The sequence below is a fragment of the Pyxidicoccus trucidator genome, from assembly GCF_010894435.1.
GTDB lineage: Bacteria > Myxococcota > Myxococcia > Myxococcales > Myxococcaceae > Myxococcus > Myxococcus trucidator.
This window is the reverse complement of the sequence record NZ_JAAIXZ010000003.1, coordinates 124,851-150,008: the sequence shown is the minus strand read 5'-3', so window position 1 is coordinate 150,008 and position 25,158 is coordinate 124,851. Positions and strand designations below refer to the sequence as shown.

22 protein-coding genes are annotated in these 25,158 nt (G+C 70.6%); 12 read left to right on the top strand and 10 right to left on the bottom strand.

Translation table 11 applies throughout. The annotated features are described in order from the left end of the window. Positions 1–3: 3 nt before the first annotated feature. Positions 4–1,620: an acyl-CoA carboxylase subunit beta gene (locus G4D85_RS10690; RefSeq protein WP_164010803.1), complete on the bottom strand. Its 1,617-nt coding sequence runs from the start codon at positions 1,618–1,620 to the stop codon at positions 4–6. 5 nt (positions 1,621–1,625) lie between these two features. Beyond that, positions 1,626–3,344: an acyclic terpene utilization AtuA family protein gene (locus G4D85_RS10685; protein WP_164010795.1), complete on the bottom strand. Its 1,719-nt coding sequence runs from the start codon at positions 3,342–3,344 to the stop codon at positions 1,626–1,628. On the opposite strand from G4D85_RS10685, the gene G4D85_RS10680 reads away from it, so the two are divergent. The 3 genes from G4D85_RS10680 (at position 3,343) to G4D85_RS10670 (ending at position 5,710) form a co-directional block, all read left to right on the top strand. Further along, positions 3,343–4,104, top strand: coding sequence for a TetR/AcrR family transcriptional regulator (locus G4D85_RS10680; RefSeq protein WP_240359198.1), 762 nt, complete (start codon positions 3,343–3,345; stop codon positions 4,102–4,104). The genes G4D85_RS10685 and G4D85_RS10680 overlap by 2 nt on opposite strands. A gap of 58 nt (positions 4,105–4,162) precedes the next feature. Next, the gene (locus G4D85_RS10675) at positions 4,163–5,041 is read left to right on the top strand and encodes an SDR family oxidoreductase (RefSeq protein WP_164010791.1); all 879 of its coding nucleotides are present in this window, start codon (positions 4,163–4,165) and stop codon (positions 5,039–5,041) included. A gap of 201 nt (positions 5,042–5,242) precedes the next feature. Continuing rightward, the gene (locus G4D85_RS10670; RefSeq protein ID WP_164010789.1) at positions 5,243–5,710 is read left to right on the top strand and encodes a hypothetical protein; all 468 of its coding nucleotides are present in this window, start codon (positions 5,243–5,245) and stop codon (positions 5,708–5,710) included. 60 nt (positions 5,711–5,770) lie between these two features. Here G4D85_RS10670 and G4D85_RS10665 read toward each other — a convergent pair whose 3' ends face one another. The 3 genes from G4D85_RS10665 to G4D85_RS10655 all read right to left on the bottom strand — a co-directional run bounded on the left by G4D85_RS10665 (position 5,771) and on the right by G4D85_RS10655 (position 9,798). Then, a complete protein-coding gene (locus tag G4D85_RS10665; protein ID WP_164010786.1) occupies positions 5,771–8,626 on the bottom strand; it encodes a vanadium-dependent haloperoxidase in 2,856 nt (951 codons plus the stop codon). A 57-nt stretch (positions 8,627–8,683) separates the two neighbouring features. Continuing rightward, positions 8,684–9,241: a hypothetical protein gene (locus G4D85_RS10660; protein ID WP_205525506.1), complete on the bottom strand. Its 558-nt coding sequence runs from the start codon at positions 9,239–9,241 to the stop codon at positions 8,684–8,686. A gap of 89 nt (positions 9,242–9,330) precedes the next feature. Next, positions 9,331–9,798, bottom strand: coding sequence for a macro domain-containing protein (locus tag G4D85_RS10655; RefSeq protein WP_164010782.1), 468 nt, complete (start codon positions 9,796–9,798; stop codon positions 9,331–9,333). Positions 9,799–9,898: 100 nt separating this feature from the next. Here G4D85_RS10655 and G4D85_RS10650 point away from each other — a divergent pair, with 100 nt between their 5' ends. After that, positions 9,899–11,383 (top strand): DUF1570 domain-containing protein, encoded by a 1,485-nt coding sequence (locus G4D85_RS10650; protein ID WP_240359197.1) that lies wholly within the window; start codon positions 9,899–9,901, stop codon positions 11,381–11,383. A 3-nt stretch (positions 11,384–11,386) separates the two neighbouring features. Next, entirely contained in the window at positions 11,387–11,971 is a 585-nt protein-coding gene (locus G4D85_RS10645) for a prolyl hydroxylase family protein (RefSeq protein ID WP_164010780.1), read from the top strand. A gap of 115 nt (positions 11,972–12,086) precedes the next feature. On the opposite strand, the gene G4D85_RS10640 is transcribed toward G4D85_RS10645, so the two are convergent. Continuing rightward, a complete protein-coding gene (locus tag G4D85_RS10640) occupies positions 12,087–15,506 on the bottom strand; it encodes an amidohydrolase family protein (RefSeq protein ID WP_164010778.1) in 3,420 nt (1,139 codons plus the stop codon). 273 nt (positions 15,507–15,779) lie between these two features. On the opposite strand from G4D85_RS10640, the gene G4D85_RS10635 reads away from it, so the two are divergent. The 6 genes from G4D85_RS10635 (at position 15,780) to G4D85_RS10610 (ending at position 19,717) form a co-directional block, all read left to right on the top strand. Beyond that, on the top strand, positions 15,780–16,775 hold the full coding sequence (locus G4D85_RS10635; protein ID WP_164010777.1) for a hypothetical protein: 996 nt from the start codon (positions 15,780–15,782) through the stop codon (positions 16,773–16,775). 64 nt (positions 16,776–16,839) lie between these two features. Beyond that, positions 16,840–17,355 carry a signal peptidase II gene (lspA, locus tag G4D85_RS10630; RefSeq protein ID WP_164010775.1) on the top strand — a complete coding sequence of 172 codons (516 nt, stop codon included), beginning with the start codon at positions 16,840–16,842 and terminating at the stop codon, positions 17,353–17,355. Positions 17,356–17,634: 279 nt separating this feature from the next. Then, complete coding sequence (locus tag G4D85_RS10625; protein WP_164010773.1) at positions 17,635–18,084, top strand: PaaI family thioesterase; 450 nt, start codon at positions 17,635–17,637, stop codon at positions 18,082–18,084. Positions 18,085–18,089: 5 nt separating this feature from the next. Continuing rightward, the gene (locus G4D85_RS10620) at positions 18,090–18,551 is read left to right on the top strand and encodes a PaaI family thioesterase (protein WP_205525505.1); all 462 of its coding nucleotides are present in this window, start codon (positions 18,090–18,092) and stop codon (positions 18,549–18,551) included. 10 nt (positions 18,552–18,561) lie between these two features. Next, a complete protein-coding gene (locus tag G4D85_RS10615) occupies positions 18,562–18,714 on the top strand; it encodes a hypothetical protein (RefSeq protein ID WP_164010771.1) in 153 nt (50 codons plus the stop codon). A gap of 202 nt (positions 18,715–18,916) precedes the next feature. Beyond that, entirely contained in the window at positions 18,917–19,717 is an 801-nt protein-coding gene (locus tag G4D85_RS10610) for a DUF4142 domain-containing protein (RefSeq protein WP_164010769.1), read from the top strand. 12 nt (positions 19,718–19,729) lie between these two features. Here the strand turns inward: G4D85_RS10610 and G4D85_RS10605 are convergent, their stop codons facing one another. The 3 genes from G4D85_RS10605 to G4D85_RS10595 all read right to left on the bottom strand — a co-directional run bounded on the left by G4D85_RS10605 (position 19,730) and on the right by G4D85_RS10595 (position 22,871). Next, positions 19,730–21,166, bottom strand: coding sequence for a protein kinase domain-containing protein (locus G4D85_RS10605; RefSeq protein ID WP_164010768.1), 1,437 nt, complete (start codon positions 21,164–21,166; stop codon positions 19,730–19,732). 185 nt (positions 21,167–21,351) lie between these two features. Further along, positions 21,352–21,876: a pilus assembly protein N-terminal domain-containing protein gene (locus G4D85_RS50230; RefSeq protein ID WP_164010766.1), complete on the bottom strand. Its 525-nt coding sequence runs from the start codon at positions 21,874–21,876 to the stop codon at positions 21,352–21,354. 104 nt (positions 21,877–21,980) lie between these two features. After that, positions 21,981–22,871, bottom strand: a complete 891-nt coding sequence (locus G4D85_RS10595) for a sigma-70 family RNA polymerase sigma factor (RefSeq protein ID WP_164010764.1) — start codon at positions 22,869–22,871, stop codon at positions 21,981–21,983. 274 nt (positions 22,872–23,145) lie between these two features. On the opposite strand from G4D85_RS10595, the gene G4D85_RS10590 reads away from it, so the two are divergent. Next, positions 23,146–24,462: a tetratricopeptide repeat protein gene (locus G4D85_RS10590; protein ID WP_164010762.1), complete on the top strand. Its 1,317-nt coding sequence runs from the start codon at positions 23,146–23,148 to the stop codon at positions 24,460–24,462. A gap of 268 nt (positions 24,463–24,730) precedes the next feature. Here G4D85_RS10590 and G4D85_RS10585 read toward each other — a convergent pair whose 3' ends face one another. Continuing rightward, the gene (locus tag G4D85_RS10585; RefSeq protein WP_164010760.1) at positions 24,731–25,057 is read right to left on the bottom strand and encodes a hypothetical protein; all 327 of its coding nucleotides are present in this window, start codon (positions 25,055–25,057) and stop codon (positions 24,731–24,733) included. Between the last annotated feature and the right edge of the window lie 101 nt (positions 25,058–25,158).

Sequence of the window (25,158 nt, the reverse complement as noted above, 5' to 3'; positions counted from 1 at the left end):
TCCTCACAGGCGTGCCACGCCGAAGGTGTTGGGCTTGAGCTCACGCCGCTTCGCCTCGCGGCACACGGCCAGCGAGAATCCGAGGACCCGCCGCGTGTCGCGCGGGTCGATGAGCCCGTCGTCGAACAGCCGCGCGCTGCAGTTGAACGGGTGCGACTCCTTGTCGAACTGGTCGATGATGGGCTGGCAGAACGCTCGAATCCCCTCCTCGTCCACGACCTCACCCTGCCTCGCGAGCTTCTCGCCGAAGACAATCGACATCACCTTCGCCGCCTGCTCGCCGCCCATGACGGCGGTGCGCGCATTCGGCCACGCGAAGATGAAGCGCGGGTGGAAGGGCCGGCCGCACATGCCGTAGTTGCCCGCGCCGAACCCGCCGCCGATGAGCACCGTGAGCTGCGGCACCGTCGCGTTCGCCACCGCCTGAATCATCTTCGCGCCGTGCTTCACGATTCCGGCCTGCTCCGGCTGCGTGCCCACCATGTAGCCCGTGGTGTTTTGTAGATACAGGATGGGCGTGTCCGACTGGCAGCAGAGCTGGATGAACTGCGCCGCCTTCGTCGCGCCCTTCGGCGTAATCGGACCGTTGTTGCCGATGATGCCAATGGGCATCCCGAAGATGCTCGCGCGTCCGCAGACGGTGTGCGGGTCGTACTCGTCCTTGAAGCCGGTGAACTCGGAGCCGTCGACGATGCGCGCGATGACCTCGCGGCAGTCATAGGGCTTCCGGTAGTCCACCGGGACGGCGCCGCACAGCTCCTCGGGGGAGTAGAGGGGCTCCGCGTATGGCGCCCGCTCCTCGCGAGCCAGCTGCGCGTTCCACCCGAGCTTCGCCACGATTTCGCGCGCCAGGCGGATGGCGTCCGCGTCGTCCTCGGCGAGGTAGTCCGCCGTCCCCGCCACCGTGGCGTGCATCTCCGCGCCGCCCAGCTCCTCGTCGGTGGCAATCTCGCCCGTCGCGGCCTTGAGCAGCGGCGGGCCCGCCAGGAAGACCTTGGCCTTCTTCTTCACCATGACCACGTAGTCGGACAGGCCCGGCAGGTACGCACCGCCCGCGGTGCTCGAGCCATGCACCACCGTCACCTGGGGAATGCCCGCCGCCGACAGCTTCGACTGGTTGTAGAAGGTCTCCCCGCCGGGGATGAAGATTTCCTGCTGATACATGAGGTTGGCGCCGCCGCTCTCCACCAGCGACACCATGGGCAGCTTGTTCTCCAGCGCCAGCTCCTGCGCCCGCAGCGCCTTCTGCACACCCCACGGCGACGCTGTACCTCCCTTGATGGCGGAGTTGTTCACGAACACCATGCACCGCACACCGGACACGTAGCCGATGCCGATGATGCTGTTGCCTCCGGCCAGCGAGCCGTCGCTGTCGTCGTGGTAGCCGAAGCCACACAGCGTGGACAGCTCCAGGAACGGCGAGCCCCTGTCCAGCAGGAGCATCAGCCGCTCACGAGGTAACAACTGGCCGCGCTTGTGGAACTTCTCGCGCGCCTTGAGCTCCGTATTGCGGACCTTCGCCTCCACCTCGCGCAGCTCGGCGACTCGCGCGAGCATGTCCGCGCGGTGCGCCTTGAAGGCCTCGGAAGCCGAATCGATTCGCGACGTGATTCTCGGCATCTGTCTCACCCCTGCCCTTCGCCGAGCAGCGACTCGGGAATGTCCATGTGGCGCGAGCGGAGCCACTCACCCAGCGCCTTGCCCTGCGGGTCGAAGCGCGTCGAGGACGACACGCCCTCGCCCAGCAGGCCGTCGATGACGAAGTTCAGCCCCCGGAGGTGCGGGAAGACGTGCCGTTCCATGGGGAAGGCCGCCGCCTCGGGGAGCAGCTCGCGGAGCTTCTCCGGAGTGAGCGCATGCACCAGCCAGCGCCACGCCTCGTCCGACCTCGCCCAGACGCCGATGTTCGCGGTGCCGCCCTTGTCACCACTGCGCGCGGCGACGATGCGCCCCAGCGGCACGCGGCGCGTGGGGCCTGACGAGGGCAGCGGTGCCGGCAGCGCGGGCGGCTCCACCGGCGCGAGCGCCAGCGTCTTCTCCGGCGCCAGCGGCGCAATCACGGTGCGCGTGCCGTCGGGGAGCACGGCGACGTGCTCGACCTTTGCCGCCTCCACATAGGCCGGCGTGTAGACGCCATACGGAGCGCCATCCGACGGCGGCGCCGTCATGGTGAAGCCCGGGTAGCTGCCCAGCGCCAGCTCCACGGCCGCGCCACTGAAGCCGCGCCCCACCAGCTTCGCGTCCGCGTCCTTCACCACCACGCGCAGGAAGGCGGCGGCCTGCTCCTCCGTGGCCGCGTCCTCGCGGTCCGTGCGGACCAGCGTCCACTGGACTTCCTTCGGCTTGCGGACCATGGCGGCGGAGAGCTGCTCACGGACGAGGCGGGCCTTCTCCTCGATGTCGAGCCCCACCAGGACGAACGTCGCCTCGTTGCGGTAGCCGCCCAGGTTGTTGAGGCACACTTTCACCGTGGGAGGCGGCGGCTCGCCGCGCACGCCCGAAATCCGGACTCGGTCCTTCCCCTCCTCCGTCAGGGAGATGCTGTCGAAGCGCGCCGTCGCGTCCGGCCCCGCGTACCGGGCTCCGGTGATTTCATAGACGAGCTGCGCGAGCACCGTGTCCACCGTCACCGCGCCGCCCGTGCCCGCGTGCTTGGTGATGACGGAGCTTCCGTCCGCGTGGATTTCAGCCAGAGGGAAGCCGGGACGGCGGACGTCCACCTCCGTGAAGAAGGAGTAGTTGCCGCCCGTGGCCTGCGTCCCGCACTCCAGCACGTGGCCGGCGACCATGGCCCCGGCCAGCCGGTCCCAGTCGTCCGTCTTCCAGCCGAAGTGCGCCGCCGCCGGGCCCACCACCAGCGACGCGTCCGTCACCCGCCCGGTGACGACGATGTCCGCGCCCGCGCGCAGGCACTCGGCGATGCCCCATGCGCCCAGGTACGCGTTGGCCGTGAGCGGGCTGCCCAGCCCCAGCGCGTCCGCGCTGCCGGAGAGGTCATCCCCCTCGACGTGCGCAATCTGGGCCTTCACGCCCAGGCGGGTGGCCAGCTCCCGCAGCGCGGCGGCGAGCCCCGCCGGGTTCAGCCCACCCGCGTTGGTGACGACCTTGACCCGCTTCTCCACCGCGAGCGCCAGACACTGCTCCATCTGCCGGAGGAACGTCTTCGCGAAGCCCGTGGCCGGGTCCTTCATCCTGTCCCGGCCGAGAATCAGCATCGTCAGCTCGGCCAGGTAGTCGCCGGTGAGGACGTCGAGCTGCCCGCCCTCCAGCATCTCCTTCACCGCCGAGAAGCGGTCTCCGTAGAAGCCCGAGGCATTGCCAACACGCAGGGGGGACGCGCTCATGCACTCTCCATCCAGCCGCGGCATGACCCTCCACGCCGCCAGCCAGCTCCAGGCAGTGTCGGCGCCACCCCATAAAAAAGCAAGCGTGCTTGCTTTTTTCGCCCGCGACTTCCATCCTGCCCCCGTGAGTGAGTCCTCCGGCGCGACGGGCAGGCAGGAGCAGGAGCGCAGCCGCGTCACGCGCCAGCGTCTGATGGAGGCCGCCCTGAGCGCCCTCTCGGAGCTCGGGTGGGCAGGCGCCACCATGACCGTCATCGCCGAGCGCGCGGGCGTCTCGCGCGGGGCCTGCCAGCACCACTTCCCCACCCGCGCCGACCTGGTGGCGGCGGCCGTGGAGTACGTGGGCAGCCAGCAGGTGGAGGAGGTGCTCCGCCGCGCGGCCCGGCTCCCGACGGACGAGCGGCGGACGGAGGCCATCCTCCACATGCTCGCGGGCATCTACACCAGCCCCCTCTTCACCGCCGCCGTGCAGCTCTGGGTCGCCGCCGTGGCGGACCCGGAGCTGCGCGCACAGCTCCAGCCCCTGGAGGCCCGCACCGGCCGGGAGTTCCACCGGCTGACGGTGAAGCTGCTCGACGTGGATGACGGAGACGCCGAGGTGCGCGAGCTGATTCAGGGCACGCTGGACCTCATCCGCGGCCTCGCACTGGCGAACCTGCTGCGGGACGACAGCGCCCGACGCAAGAAGGTCCTCCACCGCTGGGCGCTCACGCTGGACGCCGCGCTCGATGCACGCCGGCCTCGCAAGGCCGGGAGCTGACACACTTCAACACGCCAACACGGGCCCGGTGCACACCGTGGCCGCTTCTGGAGCTGACATGGGCTACCGCTCTCTCTTCGCACCGGGCTGTTTCAAGGACCGCACCATCGTCGTGACGGGCGGCGGCAGTGGCATCGGCCGCTGCACCGCGCACGAGCTGGCCTCGCTGGGCGCGCACGTCGTCCTGGTGGGCCGGAAGAAGGACAAGCTGGAGGCCGTCGCGGCGGAGCTGCGCGAGGACGGCGGCGAGTGCTCGCTGGAGGTGCTCGACATCCGCGACGAGGAGGGCGTGAAGGCCACCGTCGCCCGCATCGTCGCCGCGCGCGGCCGCATCCACGGCCTGGTCAACAACGCCGGCGGGCAGTTCCCCTCGCCCCTCGCCGCCATCTCCAAGAAGGGCTTCGACGCCGTCGTCTCCACCAACCTCACCGGCGGCTTCCTGATGGCGCGGGAAGTCTACCTCCAGTCGATGAGCAGCCACGGTGGCTCCATCGTCAACATGCTCGCGGATTCGTGGGGCGGCATGCCGGGCATGGGGCACTCGGGCGCGGCGCGCATGGGCATGCTCAACCTCACCCAGACGGCCGCCGTCGAGTGGGCCGCCTCCGCCGTGCGCGTCAACGCCGTGGCCCCCGGCTGGGTGGCCTCGAGTGGGATGGACAGCTACCAGGACGAGGGCGTCAAGGCGCTCATCCCCCTCCTCAAGAAGGAGGTGCCCCTCCAGCGGCTCGCCACCGAGTCCGAGGTGAGCGCCGCCATCGTCTTCCTGCTCACCGACGCCGCCGCCTTCATTACCGGGGACGTCATCAAGATTGACGGTGGCGCGTCCTGCAACACGAAGATCTACCCGCTCGACGAGTCCACCGCCTCCAAGCCTTACGAGGGGTTCCACCGCGCGACGGCGCCGCGCATCCTCGGCGGCGAATCCAAGGAGTAGGGCCTACATGGCCTGAGTCATCCGGGCCCCGGCTTCACCGCCAAGGCCCGCCGCGTCTCAGGCGCCGCGCACGGTGGTGGACAGGTTCCCACGCGAGCGGGAGTTTCCCGCCCCACGGTCTTGCTTTCTTATCCTTCCCTGAAAGATAAGTGAGACACCCCTTCGTGTATCACCCCCTGTGAAGGGGACTGGAGAAACAGCATGTTCAAGCACCTCGCCCTGGCCGCTGCGTGCGTCGGCCTCATCGCCTGTGGTGGCACCGAGTCGACCGAGCAGCCCCCGGAAGTCACCATGGACGGCCGCGAGGTGGTCTCCATCGGTGAGATGGTGGCGGGCTCGCCGGACGGCAAGGTGACGGTGGACATGCGGAACAGCAACCTGGGCTTCCGCGTGGAGAAGGGCCTGGACCTCAACGCCATCACCATCATCTGCCCGAGCAGCCGGGTGATGAGCCTGGACGCGCTGCTGGTCGAAGCGGCGTCCCAGACGGGCAAGGCGCCCTCGGACTATGCCAAGGGCATCACCATGTTCCCGTTCATGGCGGGCTCGGAGGGCAGCGAGGGCATCCAGAAGCCCGCGCCCATCTGTATCGACGACGCGGGCAACTACTGCGACTCCGAGCGCGAGCCGAACGGCAGCTGGACGTGCCTCTGCGGCAACCCCGTCTAGTCTCGAAGTGACTTGAAGCACCCGAGGGCCCCGGCTTCACCGCCGGGGCCCTTTGCTTTTTCAGGGGACCTCGGTGCCCTCGAAGAAGCGCCGCGCCCGGGCCGTGGCCGTCTGCCCCACCGTGCTGCCCAGCCGGCGGCCGACGAAGTCATCCGGCGTCACGTGGATGCCGCCCCACAGCCGGGACTGCCCGGCCTGGTCCGCGGCGTCGTAGTACGTGGCCCACTGCAGGCGCACGTCGGTGGACGGGCCGCGCTCGAAGGTGAGGTAGGCGTCGCGGCCCGCGACGAACTCGCCCAGGCCGCCGGGGAAGTACGCGCTGCCGGTGATGCCGGCGAGCACCTCGGCGCCGGCGCGGCTGAAGGTGCTGTGTCCGGAGATGAAGCCCGGGAAGGCGGGCGTCACGAAGGTGCGCAGCTGGTAGGGCATCCACTCCACCGCGCGAATCCACCCGGAGCCTCCCACCTCGTTGCGGCGGTCTCCCGGCTCACCCCGCCACGCGTGCACCACCACCTGTCCCAGGAAGCGGGCCAGGTGCGCGTGCCGCTGGCCCGGCGCGGAGCTCTCCGCCGTCACCACCTCGATGAGCCCCGACACCAGCGGCAGGCCGTCCGCGTGGTACGACGGGCCACCGGGCTCCGTGGACTGGCCCAGCTTGCCCATGTACCGGATGAGGGTGAGGGGCCGCGCGCCGAGGAACTCGCGCTTCACCTCCCAGGCGACGATGGCCGCGTCATGCTCGGCGCCGTTGAGCGCGAGGTACACCTTCACGTCCCACTCCAGCGGGTCCACCTCGGCGCCCGCGCCGAACAGGCGCCGCGAGTAGCCGGGCGTGTCCGACACGGCGTTGGCGAGCACGTTCCAGTGCCCCGGCGGCGTCTCGGACTTGGGGCCGTCCGCCCAGAACTCCGCCAGCACGCGCCCGAAGTCGCCGCGCTTCACGAGCTGGGGCACGTAGGGCTGGCCGGTGATGGGGTTGACGGGGTGGCCGTTGCCGTCGTTGGTGCCCAGGCTGTTGTTGCCCAGGCCGCCGATGCCGGGCGACGTGTCCATCAGCTCTTCACTGCCCAGCCAGCTCTCCTTGCGCAGAATCTCCACCGCGTGCGCGCGCAGCTCCGCGCCGAACACCGGCGGCGCGCCCGGGTCCAGGTAGATGCCTCCGCCCTGCGGCCGCGTGAGGGCGAACGGCGTCACCTGGCGCCAGTGCGCGCCGATGTAGCCCTGCACACCCGAGGAGGTGATGATGCCGTTCTGCGTGACGGACACCGCCAGGTTGAGCGGCTGCCACACGGAGGGGTTCTCCAACGTCAGCGTCGGCGAGTCCACCACCAGCGGCGTGTTGACGAACGTGAAGCCCGTGGTGTCCTTGTAGTCGTTCTGCTCGTTGGCCCCGTCGGCCGCGCCCGCGTCGATGATGGCCTGGCCGATGCGGTTGCCCAGCGCGCGCGCGCTGTCGCCCGTGGTGACGGTGTCGTCCGGCGCGTAGCCCAGCCGCTCCATGAAGGCACGGAAGCACGCCGCGGAGGTGGGCCCGCCAATGGCCTTGGTGTAGCGGTGCGCGAGCACGCGATAGGCGGCGTAGCTGACGGCCTCCGCGCGCGCCGCCGCCACGTCCGTGGCGGTGTGCTTCTCACGCAGGAAGACGCCGTCCGCCGTCGCGTCATACGCGGCCCACGCGTCCCACATGGCCGCGGACAGGTGGTACAGGTTGCGCGCGTGCACCGTCGGCCGGGGGACGTCGCGGCGGATGGCGCCCAGAATCTGCTCGTTCCACCGGCGGGCGATGGTGCCCGTCTGCTTCGGGTCCACCGCCGCCGCGGGACAGGTGGCGGGGGCCGGAGGCGTGACGACCACCTCGGGCACCAGGGCCACTTCCACGCCCCGGTGCAGCAGCACGCCGGAGTCCAGCGTGCCCGATAGCACGTTGCCACCCACCGCCCACACCCCGCCCTCGGGGTCCGTCCACGTCGCGTGCAGCGACTCCACCTGCACCGGAGCGTCCTGCTCCACGCGCGTCCACCGTCCACCCGCGCGCTGGTACAGCTCACCCCGGGAGCCCGAGGCCCAGCCGCTGCCGTCCCCGGAGATGGACACCCCTTGCAGCAGCGGGCAGCCCTCGGGAGCGCGGCTCACGAAGCGGCCTGCCGCCTCGTCCAGCTCCAGGATTTCGCCCTGGCCCTCGCCGCCCACCACCACCACCGTGCCGCCGCCGCCGTGCACCGTGAAGAGGCGGCTGGTGGTGCCCGTGGGCACCACCGCGAAGGCGCCGCCCCCGCGCGAGCGCATCACCACGCCCTGCGCGCCCACCACGTACACGTCACCGCCAGTGCCCCACACCTTGAAGAAGCCGGGGATGTCTCCGTCAACCGTGCGCGGCAGGGCCGCGAGCGGCAGGGACAGCTCACTCCACGCCGTGCCGTCGTAGTGCCAGACGAAGCCGCTGCGGCCCGCCACGCTGCCCACGGCGTACACGTCATCCGGGCGCGAGCCCCACACGCCATACACCGTGTGCCGCGCCAGGCCCGGCGTGCGCATGCGGGTGAAGGCGCCATTCTCGTAACGGAGGATGGTGGCGCTGCCTCCGGCCATCAGCACCGGGCCGTCCCGGAAGGCGTGCACCCACCACAAGTCACCGCGCAGGCCGGTGGCCAGCTCGCTCCAGGCGCTCCCGTCGAAGTGCAGCACCGTGGGCCCCCGGCCCCGGTCCGCGCCCACCGCCCACACGTCCGTCGCCGAGCGGCCGGAGATGGAGAGCAGCGCCTCCGGCCGGGTCCGCGCCACGGCGGCCCAGGGGATGGGGTCCGGCGTGGGCTCGGGCTCGGGGTCGTCCGGGCAGCCGGTGAGCAGCGCCCCCAGCAGCAGGGATAGGAGCACGCGGGCCCGGGGCGGAGAGGAAGCGAAGAGGTGCTGCGGCATGAAGCGGCTCCTGCGGGGTCGCGGGTTCAGTTCGGGGGGTGGAGAGGAGGCCAGTGGCTACGGCTGTTGCAGCTCGGAGGCCCACTGGAGGTGGACGGTGCGCGTGTCGGTGCCGTGCTCGCCGCCTTCGGACTCGAAGGACGCGGTGAGGCGGACCTCGCGGTCCACGGCCTCCGCCGGGTCGGGCACCAGCAGCAGCAGGCCCTCCAGCAGGGCAGGCGCGCCCTCCTGGGCGCTCTGGGTGAAGCGCAGGTCGACGCTGTACGGGGACGACACCCGCTCGCCGTCCGAGGTGCGCTCCATGGACATCTCCACCCGGGCGCGGATGTTCGTCAAATCCCAGGCGCGCATGGACACGAAGACATGCTGGCCGCCCTGGCCGCCCTGGATGAGCTCCACCGTGTCGCCCTCCTCCAGCGGAGTGAACATGCGACCCGTGCCCACCTCGAAGGGAAGCTCCGGCCCCTCCGGGTCCGCGGGACAGCCCGCGAGGCCCAGGCCCAGGGCGAGCCAGGCGCCGCACAGGGTGGCCCTGGCGCGGAGGCGGCGGCTCGGACGGTGGACGGAGGGGCGCAGCGTCACAAGGCGTGACGGGGGGGCGGATGTATCACTCAAACGATGTCTCCCGGGCGGCGGGGCCGCGCTCCGGGAGCATACGTGATTTCCATGGCTCGATTGGAGGGCGGGGCCGGGAGGGCGGGCAGTCAGCCGGGCCGGAAGCGGACCACGCGCACCTCCAGGGCGCCGACCTCGGCGTCCAGGACGTGGCGCATCACCTCCAGCGCCCGCGCTTCGTTGAAGCCGCCCGAGCCGGCGCCGATGAGAGGGAATGCCAGGGAGGCGAAGCTCCGCTCCCGGGCGCGGGCCAGGGCATTGCGGACGGAGTCCTGGATGGAGCGCTCCGACGCGCGCCACAGCATGTTGATGCCGGCCACGTGGATGATGGCCTTGTAGGTGAGCCGGCCGGCCGAGGTCACCACCGCCGTGCCGAGCGGCATCGGCCCCACCCGCGCCAGCTCGCGGAACGGGGCCAGCCCCGCCTGGCGCTTGATAGCCCCGGAGACGCCCTGCGGCAGCAGCAGCCACCAGGGGATGATGTTGCGGTTCCACGCATTGACGATGGCCTCCACCGGCTGTGCGAGCAGGTCTCCCTCGACGATGTGGACGGGCATGGCGTCAGTGTAACCCTGGCTTCCCGGGCCCGCGGGGTGTTTTGGATTGCGACCGATGGCCTCTGTTCAAGGCCCATGCATCCGTGCAAGAACGCCGCGCATGAAATTGCAGATGGCACTGGTGTGTCTGTCATTGGTGGCTGCCACGGGCTGCGCGGGGACTCGGGCCCTGTGCCCCCAGGAGGGCGGGCGGCCCTGGTCCGAGGTCCAGAGCACCCACTTCCGCATCCAGACGAACCTGTCCCCCGAGGCCGCGACGACCACGGCGCTGGAGCTGGAGAAGCACCGGCGCGCGCTGCTGCTGTCCTGGGGCGCGGACTTCGACCCGCCCGGCACCGTGGAGGTCATCCTCCTGCGCAACCTGAACGAGCTGTCCGAGTTCACCCAGGGCCACGCGGCCGGCTTCGCGGGCACCACCGAGCGCGGCCCGCTGCTGGTGATGGGCGGCAATGGCTATGTGCTGGAGGACTCGCCGGACCTGCGCCTGCAGACGCACGAGCTGGCGCACTACCTGAGCAACTTCGTGCTGCTGCGCCAGCCCCGGTGGGTGGCGGAGGGACTGGCGCAGTACCTGGAGACGATTCACATCAAGCCGAGCACCAACGAGGTGGTGCTGGGCCGGGTGAACGGGTGGAACCTGGGCTACGTGAAGGCGCACGGCTGGCTGGACATCGACGAGCTGTGGGCGTGGGACCAGCGGGGCCTGCTGAGCCAGAGCGAGCAGCAGCGGCACTACGCGTCCTCGTGGCTGTGGGTGCACTACCTGTACAACGTCCACACGGAGCGCATGGAGGACTTCCAGACGCGGCTGGCCAACGCGGAGGACCCGAAGAAGGCGTGGGAGGCTTCGTTCCGGGGCGTGCAGGACCTGGCGGGCGAGCTGCGCACGTACGTCACGAGCGGGCGCGGCAGCGTCTTCACCCTGCCGCTGCCGCCGGTGCCCACGAAGGTGGACGTGCGGCCGATGGAGGCCGCGGACGTGCACGCCGTCCGGGCGATGCTGTACCTGCGGGCGCCGGGTGAGCTGAAGCGCGAGCAGCGGCTGGAGCACGCGAAGCGCGAGGTGGCGCAGGGACTCAAGGAAGGGCCGAACAACGTCAACGCCACGATTCTGGCGACGCAGCTGGACAAGGAAGCGGTGTCACTGGATGCGGTGCGGGCGGTGGTGAAGGCGAACCCGGACAATGGCCGCGCGTGGGACTTGCTGGCGGACCAGCTGGGGCCGAAGGGCGAGGTGAAGGAGGCGGAGGAGGCGCGGAAGCGGGCGGCGGAGCTGCTGCCGCACGATGCGAACATCCTGAACAGTTTGGCGTGGCACTACGTCCAGGTGCACGAGCCGGCGAAGGGGCTCGCGGCGGCGCAGAAGGCGGTGGCGCTGGCGCCGGGGGACTCGGCCATCCTGGACACGCACGCGGCGCTGCTGTTCCAGCTGGACCGCTGCCCGGAGGCGCTGGGGCTGCAGCGGCGCGCCATGGACATGCTGCACGAGAAGGCCTCGGACTCGATGCGCACGGTGCTGAAGGAGCGGCTCCAGAGCTACCAGGCGAAGTGCGGAGGCTCGGCTTCGGCGGTCTCGAAGCCCTGAGCGATGACCATCCTTCCGAATCCCGATGAGGAGCTGGATACAGGCAACCCGCTCCTCATCACCGTCGCCAACCTGCTCAGCGCGGAGGAGTGCCGCGCGCTGGTTGAGCGAATCGAGAGCGAGGGGCCGACGGCGGCGCCCATCACCACGGCAAAGGGCTTCGTGATGCGGCCCGACATCCGCAACAACACCCGGGTGATGTTCGACGACGTCGCGCTGGCGGCCACGTTGTTCGAGCGCATCTCACCGCACGTGCCGCACCGGCTCGAGCGCGAGTGGGTGGCGTGCGGGGCGAACGAGCGGCTCCGCTGCTATCGCTACGAGGCGGGCCAGTACTTCGCTCCGCACTTCGACGGCGCCTTCGTGCGACACAGCGATGAGCGCAGCCTGCTCACCTTCATGGTGTATCTGAATGACTGCCCGCATGGAGGCGCGACGAACTTCTTCGCGCTCGGGTACTCCGTGACGCCGAGCATGGGCACCGCCCTGCTCTTCAATCACCACCTGCTTCACGAAGGCGCGGAGGTCACCGCAGGCATCAAGTACGCGCTGCGCACCGACCTCATGTATCGGCGCGCGGGCGTGTGACGGAGCAGTGCCCCGGCCGTCCACAGTGCCCGGGGCGCCCACCGGCCGGCCCTACGTCCACCGAGCAGGGACCGCCTGACGCACGCGCCAGGAGGCCCCGTCCTTCACGTGCTGCTCAGTCGCACTCGTGCGTGTGCGTATGCGCCGTGGCCTTCGGGCTCCAGCCTTCGTTGCCGTCCTTCTCGAAGAAGAACTTCGCGCGCTGGCGCTGCCGCGTCCCCACCTCGTTGAGCGTGGCCGCGTCGTACAGGTGCCCGTTCACCATCGTGTAGCGCACCGTGCGGCTGTTCTGGAGCTGCTCCAGCGGGTTCTTGTCCAGGACGATGAGGTCCGCCAGCTTCCCCGCCTCGAGCGAGCCCACTTCCCTGTCCATCCCCAGGTACCGCGCGCCATTCAGCGTCCCCGCGCGCAGCGCCTGCAACGGCTTCATCCCGCCCTGGCCGAACATCCACAGCTCCCAGTGCGCCGCGAGCCCCTCGCGCTGGCCGTGCGCCCCCAGCTGGATGCTCACGCCCGCGTCATTCAGCTCCCGCGCCACCTTCGCCGCGTCGATGTGGTTGAACTCGTCGTCCGGCACCTGCTCGCGGCGACGGCTCCGCCCGTCCACCACCCGCCGGGGCACGAAGGACAACAGCCGCTCGTCCTCCCAGACGTTCGTCTTCTGGTACCAGTAGTTCTCACCCCAGTTGCCGCCGTACGCCACGCCCAGCGTCGGCGTGTAGCCCGTGCCCGTGCTCCCCCAGAGCTGCTTCACGTCCGCGTAGATGCGCGCCACCGGAATCGCGTGCTCCACGCCCGTGTGCCCGTCCACCACCATGCTCAGGTTGTGCTGGAGCAACGAGCCACCCTCCGGCACCACCAGCATCCCCAGCTCGCGCGCCGCCTGGAGCACCTTCTGCCGCTGGTCTCTGCGCGGCTGGTTGTAGCTCTTCACGCTGAACGCGCCGATGGCCTTCATCCGCCGCATGTGTGAGCGCGCGTCGTCCACCGACTCAATCGGCGCCTTGTAGCCCGCTCCCGACGCTCCGTAGAGAATCGTCCCCGTGGAGAAGATGCGCGGCGCGAGCAGCGCGCCCGTCTTCCCCAGCTCGCTCGCGGCGAACACCTGCTCCGAGGAGTTGGACGGGTCATGCAGCGTCGTCACGCCGAACGCCAGCGACGCCGCATGCACCCAGCTCTGCTCCGGCATCAGCCCGTCCACGCCCATGGCGCCGTGCCAGTGCACGTCCACCAGGCCCGGCATCAGCGTCTTGCCCTTCACGTCCACCACCTTCGCTCCGGCCGGCACCTGCACCTTCCCCACCGGCCCCACCGCGACGATGCGGTTGCCCCGCACCACCACCACGCCCTGCTCCAGGACTTCGTCACCCTTCATGGTGATGACGCGCCCGCCCACCAGCGCCAGGGTGCCTTCCGGCACGTCCGACTTCACCTGGAACGAGAGGTCCACGCCCTTCTCCGGCGCCGTGGGCAGCTTCTCCGGCGCGCCGTCGATGAAGCGGAAGCTGTCCTTCAGCTCGCGCGTGAAGAGCTCAGGCCCCAGCGCCCAGTGCAGGCGCTTGCTGTCGCCGGACCAGTGCAGGTACTCGCCCGCGTCCTTCGTCACCTTCGCCACCGGCAGCGCCTTCGCCTCCGGCCCCACCGACGCCGCCTTCGCCCCACGGGGGAAGGGCATCAGGAACGCGTTGAAGTTCTCCCGGAACGCCACCCACTGCTCGTCCGGAGACACGTGCAGCTCCGTCGCCTCCGCGCTCGTCAGGTGCGTGCGCTCCTGGCTGCCGTCCAGCGCCACGCTCTTCAGCGAGCGCACGTCCTCCTTCTCCTTCGACTCCACGTGCAGGAAGTACACGCGGTCCACGCGCGCGCCGAAGTGCGGCTGCTCGCCGTCGCGCGACAGCCGCTTCGGCGTGCCTCCCGCCACCGGCATGACGAACAGGCCCGTCTCCCGGCTCCACTGCCCGGGCATCAGGTAGCCATCCCCCGACGCGCGGTACACGAGCGCCCTACCGTCCGGGCTCAGAGTGGGCTCCACGTAGTAGCCCGGCTTCGACGTCAGCACCTTGCCCTCGCCGCCCTTCGCCGACACCACGCGGATGCTGCCCAGCTTCTCGTCGTCCCACGTCGTGTAGACGATGGACTGCCCGTCGCGGGAGAACGACGGGTAGAACTCAAAGTGGTCCTCCTGCTTCGTCAGCCGCTTCGGCGTGCCGGCCGGCAGCTCCTTCACGTAGAGCTTGCCCAGCGCCTGGTACACCACGCGCTTCCCGTCCGGAGACACCTGCACCCAGCGCAGCATCTTCGGCTGGAAGCGCTCGGGCATTACTGACTGCGGCGTGCGCACCGCCTGGAACACCGTGCGCGTGTCCTTCACGTGGAAGGGAATGGGCGTCACCTTCTTCGACGCCACGTCGATGCGCTGCAGCTTGCCGCCCGCCCAGAAGACAATCGACTTGTTGCCCGGCACCCACGCCATGCTCGGGTACACGCCGTGGATGGCCCACGTCTCCTGCATGTCGCGGTCGAGCCCGTCATACAGCGGGCGCTCGGCGCCCGAGGCCACGTCGGTGACGTAGAGGACGCTCTTGTTGCGCACGCGGCGGATGAACGCGAGCTGCGTCCCGTCTCTCGAAGGCGTGGGGCGGATGGAGCCCCCCGGGCCGGTGACGAAGGGGTCGATTTCCTTCGTCTCCAGGTCCAGCCGTTGGATTGCGTAGATCTCCCCGTTGGGGTCCTTGTTGTATTCGAACGTCTTCCCCGGCGTGACGTCCTGGCTGAAGTAGACGTAGCGGCCGTCGGGGGAGAACGCGGGCTCGCCCAAATCCTTCTGGTCGTTGCCGCGCTCGGTGAGCTGCACGCCGTCACCGCCGGAGCGGTGGTACATCCACACCTCGCCCGCGCCCAGCGAGCGGCGCGCGGTGAAGTGCTTGCGCGCGACGATGAAGTTGCCGTCCGGGCTCCACGCGGGGCTGTTGAGCAGGCGGAACTTCTCCTGCGTCACCGCCTGCGCTTCCCCACCGCTCCGCTTCACCACCCAGATGTTGTCGCCGCCGCCGCGGTCACTGGTGAAGGCAATGGACTTCCCGTCCGGGCTGTAGCGCGGCTGCATGTCCCACGCGACGCCGGACGTCAGCGGCTTCGCCTCGCCGCCACCGATGGGCAGCGTGTAGAGGTCGCCCAGCAGGTCGAAGACGAGCTCGTCCCCACCCGGGCTGATGTCCACGTTCATCCACGTGCCCTCGGTGACGTCGATGCTCACCTGGGCGGCGGGGAAGCCCGGCGCGTCCACCTTCCACGCGTCCTTGTCCTTGCCCTCCTTCGCCGCGTCCTTGTCGGCCTCGGCGGTGGCAGCGGGGGTGCCGGCGTCCACCTCGGCGGCGCGGGCGGCCTCGCGCGCGGCGTCATCCTTCTGCTTCTGCTGTGGCGGCGGCGGGGGTTGGTCCTGCCGGGGGGCCGGAGGAGGCGTCGTGGGCTGCGCGGCCAGCAGTGCGCCGGGCAGGAGCAGCGCCGCACAGAGGGCGGAGATGAGTCGGTTCACCAGGAGTCCTCGGGAAAGGCGGGGGTGTGTCAGGTAGGTGAGACTAACCGGCCCCGCGGGGCCGGTGACTGCCGGCCGTGAACAGGCAGGCGGGCGGGCGTGTTCCTGAAGATGTAGCGTTCGCCGTGGGTGAAGCGACGGGCGGCCCGGCCGTCACAGCGGGCCTCGCGTCACTCCGCCCAGCAAGCGACGCGTGTACCCAGGGGGGAACACCATGCAGCCAGGCAGCGCCGTCCGGGCCACCGGCCCATTCCCTGGCCGGGAGGTCCGGCCATGAAGAAGCTCGCCGTCCTCGTCATCCATGGCATCGAAGTGGATGACCCGGGTCTCTTCGATACCGCCCTTCACAAGCTCCACGAACACTTCGGCGCGTCCGTCCGCTCCGCGCCCGAGGACGCACTGGTGGTGGAGACCGTGAACTGGGCCTCCGTGCTGGAGGGCGCCGAGAAGGACTTCCTCGCCCGGCAGGGCACTCCCGACGCGGAGGGCTACTGGAAGTCCCTCTACGACGGCGTGCGCGCGGTGAACCAGGGCCGCGAGTCCGCGCTGGTGCCGCTGATGCTCCGCATGATGCGGCCGTCCGTGCGCGGCATGGACCTGCACTACCCCGGCCTGCGCTGGCTGGTGGTGCACTTCGTGGGCGACATCATCGCCTACCAGAGCAACCCGTCCGACCCGGACGTGTACACGGGCATCCACCGGAAGGTCGCCGAGGCGCTCGGCCGGCTGCGCGCCCGGGCCGGAGACACCGCGCCCCTGTGCGTCATCTCGCACAGCCTGGGCAGCGTCATCGCGAGCAACTACTTCTACGACTTGCAGGCGCAGCGGCTGCACGGGCGCGACATCATCGAGACGACGGTGGCCGCGGCGCAGGGCAACTCACCGCTGGAGCGCGGCGAGACGCTCAGCCGCTTCTACACGCTGGGCACGCCGATGGCGCTGTGGAGCCTGCGCTACCCGCGCGCCGAGCTGGACAAGCCCGTCCACGTCCCCGCACCGGAGCTGGAGCGCCACCACCCCGGCCTGGGCGGCGAGTGGATCAACTTCCACGACGACGATGACGTCTTCGCGTGGCCGCTCCAGCCGCTCAGCGCCGCGTACCGCGAGGCCGTGAAGGACCACGCCGTGCGCCTCGCCGGGCCGCTGTTCTCGTGGACTCCGCTGGTGCACCCCTTCTACTGGTCCGATGACTCGGTGATGGAGCCCATCGGCCAGTCGCTCGCGGAGGCGTGGAGGCAGCTCGGGGTGACACCCACCGTCGCGGCGTAGCGCGCGGCTCGGGCCAGCGCCGGAACGCGGCGAGGTGATAGTCTTCGACCTCATGAGACTGCCCATGAGTCCCTGGTATCGACTGACGCTCATCTCGCTGGTCCTCGCCGGAACCGTGGGCTGTGACCAGGCCACGAAGCAGCTGGCCATCTCCGGGCTCCGGGGAGAGCCGGGCCAGTCCTTCCTGGGCGGGCTCCTCCGGCTCAGCTACGCGGAGAACCCTGGCGCGTTCCTGAGCCTCTTTGGAGGGCTCGCGGGCCCCGCGCGGTTCTGGCTGCTCACGGCGGGAGTCGGGGCGTTGCTGCTCGGGATGCTCGTCTATCTCGTGACGAGCGGCAGGCTCGGGCGTCTCCACTCCCTCGCGCTCGCGCTGGGCGTCGGCGGGGGGCTGAGCAACTGGTTGGACCGCGTGCTGAACGACGGGCGCGTGGTGGACTTCATCATTGTCGGCGTGGGCCCCGTGCGCACCGGCGTCTTCAACGTCGCGGACGTGGCCATCATGCTCGGCCTTGGGCTGTTCCTGCTGTCAGCGAGAGCACGGAGTGCCGCGGACTCGGGCCCTCCCAGCCCCGCGGCCTGACGCCCCCTCCCGATGAGGAGCGGGTGAGGGGCCTCGTGGCTCGCCCGAGCTGCGGGGACCCAGGCCGTGGGCAGGCGGGCGCAGGCCCTGTGGCGCTCTTTCGACTCCGGAAGGAAACCGGGAATCCGCGACGTTGCCACGGGCTCGCGGACGGTGAGCGAAGCGGACGGCACGGGCCGTGTGGGACGGGTGGACACTCGCGAGCCCGCGAGCGTTCACCTCCGGGGGTCCGGTAAGACGCAGCGCGCCATGCGTCCTTGATTCTGCTATCGCTGGCCCATGTCGGACTTCACGCTTCCCGAGGACAAGGCAGGGCGTCTGGAACGCTGCTCGGTGTTCTACACGGACGTCGTGCCGCACAACCACGCGCTCGGTCTGAAGCTGGTGGACATCGGCCCCGCCGAGGCCACCGTCGAGCTGCCCTACGCGGACTTCCTCGTCGGCAACCCGGAGACGGGCGTGCTGGCCGGCGGCGCCGTCACCACGCTCATCGACGCCTCTTGCGGCTCCGCCGTGTTCCTGAAGATGGGCCGCTTCGCGCCGCTCGTCACCCTGGACCTGCGCATCGACTACCTGCGCCCCGCGCGCCCCGGCATCTCCCTCATCTCCGTGGCCGAGTGCTACCGGCTCACCCGACAGGTCGCCTTCGTCCGGGCGCTCGTGCACCAGGGTGACAAGAGCAATCCGGTGGCCTCCGCGCAGGGCACCTTCATGAGCACGGAAGGCTGACGGCCATGAGCGACACGAAACCGAACCCGCTGCCCCTCGCCGACCTGGTGCGCCAGGTGCGCAAGACGCGCGAGTACCGCAAGCTCACCGACGCCATCCCCTACACGCGGTACCTGGGCATCGGCGTGGAGGACGTCGCCGGAGAGATGCTCTGCCGGATGACGTACACGCCCAAGCTCATCGGCAACAGCATGCTGCCGGCACTGCACGGCGGCACCCTGGGCGCGCTGCTGGAGTCCGCCGCCGTCTTCGAGCTCCTCCTCCAGACGGAGACGGAGCGCGTGCCGAAAATCATCTCCCTCACCGTGGACTTCCTGCGCTCGGGCAAGGCGCAGGACACCTTCGCCAAGGCCCTCATCACCCGCCAGGGCCGGCGCGTCGCCAACGTGCGCGTGGAGGCCTGGCAGGAAGACCGCACCCGCCCCATCACCAGCGCGCACGCGCTGTTCCTCCTCGCGGAGCCGTGAGGCCCTCGCCATGAGCGGAGGGCTGGTCAAGCTCGTCGCCGACCTCGTCGAAGCCGTCGAGTCCCACGGCCTCGGCGTCCAGGTCATGGCGGGGCTGTTCGCGCTGGGCTTCTTCGGCACCCTCGCCGTCCGCAAGAAGCAACGCCACAACCCGAGCGACTGACGCACGCCGGGAAGCCGGCGCACCTTCGTTCGCGATGACTCCCACGAGGGATGGCGCTCCGGCGCTCCGTCCTCCGGGCCTCGCCATGTCGCTCGGCGCTCCTGGCTGGGAACGCCTGCTCCGCCGCCCGCCCTCCCCTGGCCTCGGGGGCTTCACCGTCTCCACCTTCCCGTCGGGACTTTCTGACTGAAGGAGGCAGGCAATGAAGCGATGGATGGGATGGATGCTGGTGGGCTCGCTGGCAGTGGGTGGCTCGGCTGTCGCGCAGGACGACGAGCAGCAGCCCTCGGAGGAGCGTAGCGGACAGAAGGAGACCGGGACGCAGAACGGGACGGATGACACCCAGGGCATGTTCCGCATGGGCGAGGCGGAGGCCATCGACCAGGGCGAAGGGGTGAAGGACGCCACGGGCGGCGTGCAGGGCACGGGTGGCTCCGGGATGCAGGCGCAAGGTGCTCAGCCCGACGCGGCGGGCGCGAAGCTGATGGACCAGGGCCTGCTCCCCATTCCCACCGACGAGAAGGCCTATCTGGAGATGCTCCACCGCGCCAACCAGATGGAGGTGCAGCTCGGCCAGCTCGCGCAGCAGAAGGGCGTCTCGAAGGGCGTGAAGGACTTCGGCGCGCGGCTCGTGAAGGACCACCAGGCCGCGGACCAGAAGGTCATGACGTACGCGACGACGAAGAACATCGAGCTCGGCGAGCCGAAGGTGGACACCGACTTCAAGAAGACGATGCGGAACGCCTCGGATGCCGCGATGGCGAAGCTCCAGTCGCTCCAGGGCCCCGCCTTCGACCGCGCCTTCCTCGCGCACATGGTGGGCCACCATGACTCGGACATCGCCAAGGTGATGGCCGGCCAGCAGCAGTTCGCCAGCAACGCCGAGCTGAAGGGTCAGCTCGACGGCCTGCTGCCCACGCTGAAGAAGCACCGCGATGAGGCCTATCGCCTGCTGGGCCAGGAGAAGCCGCGCCAGGCCCGCCCGACTCCGCCGAGCCGCTGAGCTGGCACCCGCTCAGAGCGAGGTGACCGACACGGTGTAGAGACGGCGCTCGCCGTTCCGGGACCACGCCACCAGGTGCGTCGTCCCGTGAGCGAGCGCCGTCAGTCGCATTCCCTCCGAGCCCGCGTGGACCTCCACGACGCCCAGGGCTCCCACGGCAATGCGCTCGAGCTGGGGAACACGAACCTCACGCACCTCCGCCACTCGCAGCTCGATGAGCTGATTGCCCGGGGCTTCCTTCCCCGGCGCCTCCGTGGACACCCGTGGCGCCGTGACGGGAGGCTCGGGTGCGACCTGGCGCCAGAGCGAGACCACGAGTCCGGTGCCCAGGAGCAGCAGGGCTACCGCGAGCCGGAGGGAGACCGCCGGGAAGGGAGAGCGTCTTGGGCGCGAGAGCGCCGCGAGCAACCCGTCCATCGAGGGGAACCGGTCCTCCGGTGCCGCCGCGAGCCCTCGGGCCAGTGCGGCTCGGACGTGCTTCGGTATCCGAGAGGAAGTGACGGTGGCGCCTCGGGCGCGGCCCTCAGGTCCGGAGGGGCGCTCACCGTGGAGGGCCTCGTGGAGCGCGACGCAGAAGCTGTACTGGTCGCTGCGTGCGTCCACGGGACGACCCGCGCGCTGCTCGGGAGACATGTACGCGGGCGTGCCCGCCACCGCTCCGGCCCGGGTGAGCGCGGGCTCGTTGGAGACGGCAGGCGTTGCCGCGAGGGCGCGGTCCGACATGCCGTGCCTCGCGAGCCCGAAGTCGGTGACTCGCGGGCGGCCGTCCAAGCCGACGAGCACGTTGGCGGGCTTGAAGTCGCGATGCACCAGCCCGGCACGGTGCGCCGCGGCCAGCCCCGCTCCCGCCGCGAGGAACAGCTCCAGCACCTCGCGCCAGGGGCGCTCGCGGGCTCGCAGCCAGCCTCCCAGCGTCGTTCCCTCCACCCACTCCATGGCCAGGAAGTCCCTCCCGTCCGCCGTGCCCAGCTCGAAGACGGGCAGCACGTTGGGATGGGACAGGCGCGCCATGGCCTGGGCCTCGCGCAGCAGTCGCTCGCGGCCCTCGCCCTCCGCGCCGTCTCGCAGCGGACGCAGCAGCTTGAGCGCCACGCGACGCCCCAGCTTCGGGTCCTCGGCCGCGTACACCACGCCCATGCCTCCCGCGCCCAGCAGCTCGCGCAGCACGTAGGGGCCCAGGCGTGTCCCCTCCGGGAGCACGGGCTCCGTTCCGGCCTCGGTGAGTGTTGGCACTCCGGTGTCCAGCCGCGTGGGTGCGTCGGCACAGCGTGTATCGGGCACGGAGGACTCGGCCGCCACCGCGCCCACCAGCTCCCGGCAGTCCGCGCAGCCGTCCAGGTGGGCTTCCACCTTGGGCACAACGGTGGCGGGCAACGCACCCGTGGCGAAGCTCGCGAGCACGTTCTCATCCGGGCATGCACCGTGCTCGGGGCGGGGCGGAGGGGTCATGGAGTGCCTTGCATCATCGCAGTCCCGTCAGGTGGCGGAAAGGCGCGGGGCGGAGCCGTGGCTTCATGGCGTGCATCGCGCCATCGCGGCCTCGGCGGGTGGCGGAAAGGCGCGGGGCGGAGCCGGGCCCGCGCTCCTCCCGGTTCTCAGGAAGGCTCGCCGGCCCGACGCCTCCCCGTCGTGAATCACTCCTTCACGGTGATGCGATACGCGCGGCGCTCCTTGCCGTCTCCGCTCCACACGAGCAGCGTCGTCTCCCCGACCTTGCTCGCGGTGACTCGCACCACGTCCGTCCCGCTCACGGAGATGTCGGCCACCTTGGGGTCTCCCACCGCGACACGCATCAGCCCCTTCACGTGCACGTCGCGCGTGGCTCCCTTCTTCAGCGTCACCGTCTCTTCCGGAGGAGAGACGACCCCGGGCGCCTTCGCCGCCTCGCCCGTCACCTCCAGCGTGTAGTCCACCCGCTCTCCCGAGCGCTTCCACACGAGCAGCTTCGTGCTCCCGGGTGCCAACCCCGTCACCTCCACCTGCGTGGTGCCCACCGTCCGCACCTCCGCGAACTCCATCTCCCCGAGCGCGAGGCGGGTCAGCGCTCCCACCGTGAGGAGTCGCTGCTCGCCCACCTTCAGCTCGATGCGCTCCTCCGCCCTCGCGGGCATGCTGGCCAGTGCCAGCGCGAACAGGGTGATGCCAAGGCCGTACCGCATGGGTGTGTCCTCCTGGATGGGGATGTGCTTCCGCCTTCATCGGGGTGACACCGGCCACCTCGCGGTGTTGCACGCGGGCTCGAAAATAGTTTCCCGCCCCGCGGCTACCCGGGCTCGCGCAGCAACGAGGGCAGGCTCAGGTCCAGCTCACCGTCCACCGCGCGCATCAGGCTGTGCAGCTCGCCCGAGGACAGCCGGAGCCGCTCCGCCAGCCGCTGGCGCGCTCCGGCCAGCACCTCCTCCCGAGCCCGTGACACCCAGCGCGACACGGTGGACTTGTGCGTGCGGTACATGGTGCCGATGCGCTCCAGGCTCAGCCCCTCCACCACGTGCAGGCGCAGTGCCGTGCGCTCCCGCGCGGGCAGCGCCGCGAGCGCCTCGGAGAACGCTGCCTGGAAGTCCTCACGGTGGCGCTGGCGCAGGTAGCCCAGCTCGACATCCGCTCCCGCCACTTCCGCCAGCGGCCCCGCCTCCGCGTCCTCCTCCAGCCTCGCCCTGCGGCCTTCCGCCCGCTGGAGGTTGAGGGCCGTGCGCACCGCCGCGGCTCGCAGCCACGCCACGAGCGGCCCGCCTCCCTCGTAATCCGCCACTCGCGGCGGGCGGCCTCCCTCCGACACCAGGAGCCGCTCGCGCAGGCGCTGGAGCACCTCCGCCGACTCCACTCCCGCGCCACGCACCCTCGCCACCGACGCGGCCGTCTTCGGCAGGACGTGACGCTCCAGCGCGGCGTGCGCGGACGGCACGCCTCGCGCACACGCACAGGCCAGGTACAGGTCCGCCGCGTGGACCTCCGCGAGCGTGCGTTCCGGTGCCAGTCGCTCGGCGAGGTGGCGCAGGAAGCCTTCCTCGGACAGCGGCACCGTGGGCCAGGCCTGTCGGCCCGAGGCGTACAGCGACGCCAGCACGTCCTCCAGGTCGGGCATGTCCGCATACGCCCGCGAGTCGGGACGCAGGTACGGAATGAACAGGAGCGACAGGCTCTGCCGCGTTTGCATGCACGCCTCGGTCTGGAGCGAACCCGACCCTCGGGCCGCCACGGGGACTTTCCTTGTTACAGCGCCCTTCCCCATTTCTACAGGGTCCGGCAACGGGTGGGGCGGACCGGGGGGCGTGCCGGCTCGCACTTCGGGCGTGAGCGCTGCGCGATGTGTGACAGGCGACTGCGGCCACAGGTGGAGATTCCGCCAGACATTGGACCTTTCAGCGGCCCTGCACCCAGCGGCACGCGCCCTGCTTCCTGCTGCTCGAAATGGCAATGGGGGCAGGGAGATGGGCGAGCGGGAGCTGATGAAGTTGAGGGAGCTGAAGGAAGCCGCGCACGCCCTCTTCGCTCGAGGCCGCTACGCCCAGTGCGCGGAGACCTATGAGCGCATCCTCCGGCTGGCCCCGAAGGACCCGAACGTCCGCGTGCGCCACGCGGAGGCCTGTCGCCGCGCGGGGGACCGTCAGTCGGCCATCGGCTCGTACCGGGCCGCCGCGGAGCTGCTGCTGGCGGAGGGCTGCGAGTCGCGCGCACGGGGTGCGCTGCGCGCCGCGCTCGAGCTCGACCCGAGGGACCCGCAGATTCACGCGGACCTCGCGCGGATGGGGTACCAGGCCACGCCCTCCACCGCGCTGGAGGACGCGCGGCTCTACAGCGGCGCCACTGGCTTCTTCGAGCGGCCCGGTGCCGCCTCCGCGCAAGGCGCGGGCTCCACGACGCCGCGAGCCCCACCAGGCCAGGCCGCGCCGCCTCCGCCGCCGCCTCCGTATGTCCTTCGCGCGGCCGAGGCGACGCCGGTGCCTGGGCCGCTTCCCTCCATCGTGCCCACCATCACCCCGGTGAACCTGGACGCGCTGCGCACTTCCGGGCGGACGATGGCACCGATTCCGCTGACGCAGCCGGTGACTCCGGGACGCACGGCACGTGAGTTCCCGAGCCTCGTTCCGGTCGTTCAGGGACAGCTCATCAGCGAGACGCCGGTGCCTCCGAACCTTCCTCTCGCGCGAACGGGGTCTGCGTCCGCGCGCCCCACCGGGGCCACGATGGCGCCCGTGCCTTCGGCTGCGCGGCCCGCGGGAGTGCTCCCTGCACGGCCCGCTGGGGCGATTCCGCCGCTGCCTTCGGCGGGACGGCCCACTGGCGCGACGATGGCACCCGTTCTACACGCCGCTCGGCCCGCTGGTGCCACGATGGCGCCGGTGCCGCACTCCGCTCGGCCCGCTGGTGCCACGATGGCGCCGGTGCCCCCATCGGGCCGCCCCGCTGGAGCACCCCCTCTTCGCGGCGTGGCCATGCCCGGACAGGCCGTGAGCTCCGGTGCGACCTCACTGACGATGGTGCCCATGCCTCATGCGGCCACTGCCTCTGGCGGAGACGCGCGCACGCCCACACAGACGATGCCGTACCGTCCCGAGCTGCGCCGCCTGGGTCCGAATGCCGTGGCGCTCCGGGTGTCACCGCAGGCGCGCTGGGTCATCATCCGCTCGGACAGCCCGCTGGAGGTGAGCCGCGCGGAGACGCTCCCCTTGCCCGTCGAGCAACAGCCTGGCGCGGCGTACGCCTCCGAGCCGCGTTCCACGGGCCCGACCTCCGTCACGCACTGAGTCTCATGACACGGGAAGAGACTGCGCGGACTCCGCCCTGACGGGTGACGGCTGGAACGACGGTTCCTTCCACCTTCGCCCCCGGGGCGCATGCCCGCTGGAACGATGGTTCCTTCGCGAGCCTGACGTCCGTCACGCACCGAGCCTCACGACACCTCGGCGAGGAGCTGTGCCAGGAAGTCACCGAACAGCGCCGGACCTGCTCGCGCGCGAGGTCGACGCGTTCCTTCGCGGGGCGCGCCTTGCCTTCCAAGGCGCGCCCGTGGGCCTACATCGACACGGACTTCTTCGGGTCGATCTGCTTCTTCTGCTTGGGAGCCTCGGTCTTCGCCGGCTCCGGGGCCTGGGTGCTCTCGGCGGGCAGTTGTGCCTTCACCGGAGCCTCGCAGTGCTCACCCTTCCGATTCGGGTGGCAGTGCCGGATGCCGTACACGTGGTGGCATCCGCAGGGGTCCACGCGCTTCTTCGCGCAGATGGACGGATTGAACACCGGGGCCGCCACCAGCTCCGGCTTCTGCTCCGCCTGCGACTGATTCTGTTCCACCGGCGCCGTGTTCAGCGCCACCGCCAGGAAAACCCCACCAAGAAAGCCCATCGCCCAACCCCCTACCTGGATGCTGAGCAATGGATGGGAATGAGGGCGGAACACCGCAAGTCCCACGGCGATCGGAATCGCGTCCTTCGCACGCGAGCCGA

Coding starts and splice junctions, on each gene's coding strand:
- G4D85_RS10690 (WP_164010803.1), bottom strand. CDS start 1,620: ATGCCGAGAATCACGTCGCGAATCGATTCGGCTTCCGAGGCCTTCAAG.
- G4D85_RS10680 (WP_240359198.1), top strand. CDS start 3,343: ATGCACTCTCCATCCAGCCGCGGCATGACCCTCCACGCCGCCAGCCAG.
- G4D85_RS10685 (WP_164010795.1), bottom strand. CDS start 3,344: ATGAGCGCGTCCCCCCTGCGTGTTGGCAATGCCTCGGGCTTCTACGGA.
- G4D85_RS10675 (WP_164010791.1), top strand. CDS start 4,163: ATGGGCTACCGCTCTCTCTTCGCACCGGGCTGTTTCAAGGACCGCACC.
- G4D85_RS10670 (WP_164010789.1), top strand. CDS start 5,243: ATGTTCAAGCACCTCGCCCTGGCCGCTGCGTGCGTCGGCCTCATCGCC.
- G4D85_RS10665 (WP_164010786.1), bottom strand. CDS start 8,626: ATGCCGCAGCACCTCTTCGCTTCCTCTCCGCCCCGGGCCCGCGTGCTC.
- G4D85_RS10655 (WP_164010782.1), bottom strand. CDS start 9,798: ATGCCCGTCCACATCGTCGAGGGAGACCTGCTCGCACAGCCGGTGGAG.
- G4D85_RS10650 (WP_240359197.1), top strand. CDS start 9,899: ATGAAATTGCAGATGGCACTGGTGTGTCTGTCATTGGTGGCTGCCACG.
- G4D85_RS10645 (WP_164010780.1), top strand. CDS start 11,387: ATGACCATCCTTCCGAATCCCGATGAGGAGCTGGATACAGGCAACCCG.
- G4D85_RS10635 (WP_164010777.1), top strand. CDS start 15,780: ATGAAGAAGCTCGCCGTCCTCGTCATCCATGGCATCGAAGTGGATGAC.
- lspA (WP_164010775.1), top strand. CDS start 16,840: ATGAGTCCCTGGTATCGACTGACGCTCATCTCGCTGGTCCTCGCCGGA.
- G4D85_RS10625 (WP_164010773.1), top strand. CDS start 17,635: ATGTCGGACTTCACGCTTCCCGAGGACAAGGCAGGGCGTCTGGAACGC.
- G4D85_RS10620 (WP_205525505.1), top strand. CDS start 18,090: ATGAGCGACACGAAACCGAACCCGCTGCCCCTCGCCGACCTGGTGCGC.
- G4D85_RS10615 (WP_164010771.1), top strand. CDS start 18,562: ATGAGCGGAGGGCTGGTCAAGCTCGTCGCCGACCTCGTCGAAGCCGTC.
- G4D85_RS10610 (WP_164010769.1), top strand. CDS start 18,917: ATGAAGCGATGGATGGGATGGATGCTGGTGGGCTCGCTGGCAGTGGGT.
- G4D85_RS10605 (WP_164010768.1), bottom strand. CDS start 21,166: ATGACCCCTCCGCCCCGCCCCGAGCACGGTGCATGCCCGGATGAGAAC.
- G4D85_RS50230 (WP_164010766.1), bottom strand. CDS start 21,876: ATGCGGTACGGCCTTGGCATCACCCTGTTCGCGCTGGCACTGGCCAGC.
- G4D85_RS10595 (WP_164010764.1), bottom strand. CDS start 22,871: ATGCAAACGCGGCAGAGCCTGTCGCTCCTGTTCATTCCGTACCTGCGT.
- G4D85_RS10590 (WP_164010762.1), top strand. CDS start 23,146: ATGGGCGAGCGGGAGCTGATGAAGTTGAGGGAGCTGAAGGAAGCCGCG.
- G4D85_RS10585 (WP_164010760.1), bottom strand. CDS start 25,057: ATGGGCTTTCTTGGTGGGGTTTTCCTGGCGGTGGCGCTGAACACGGCG.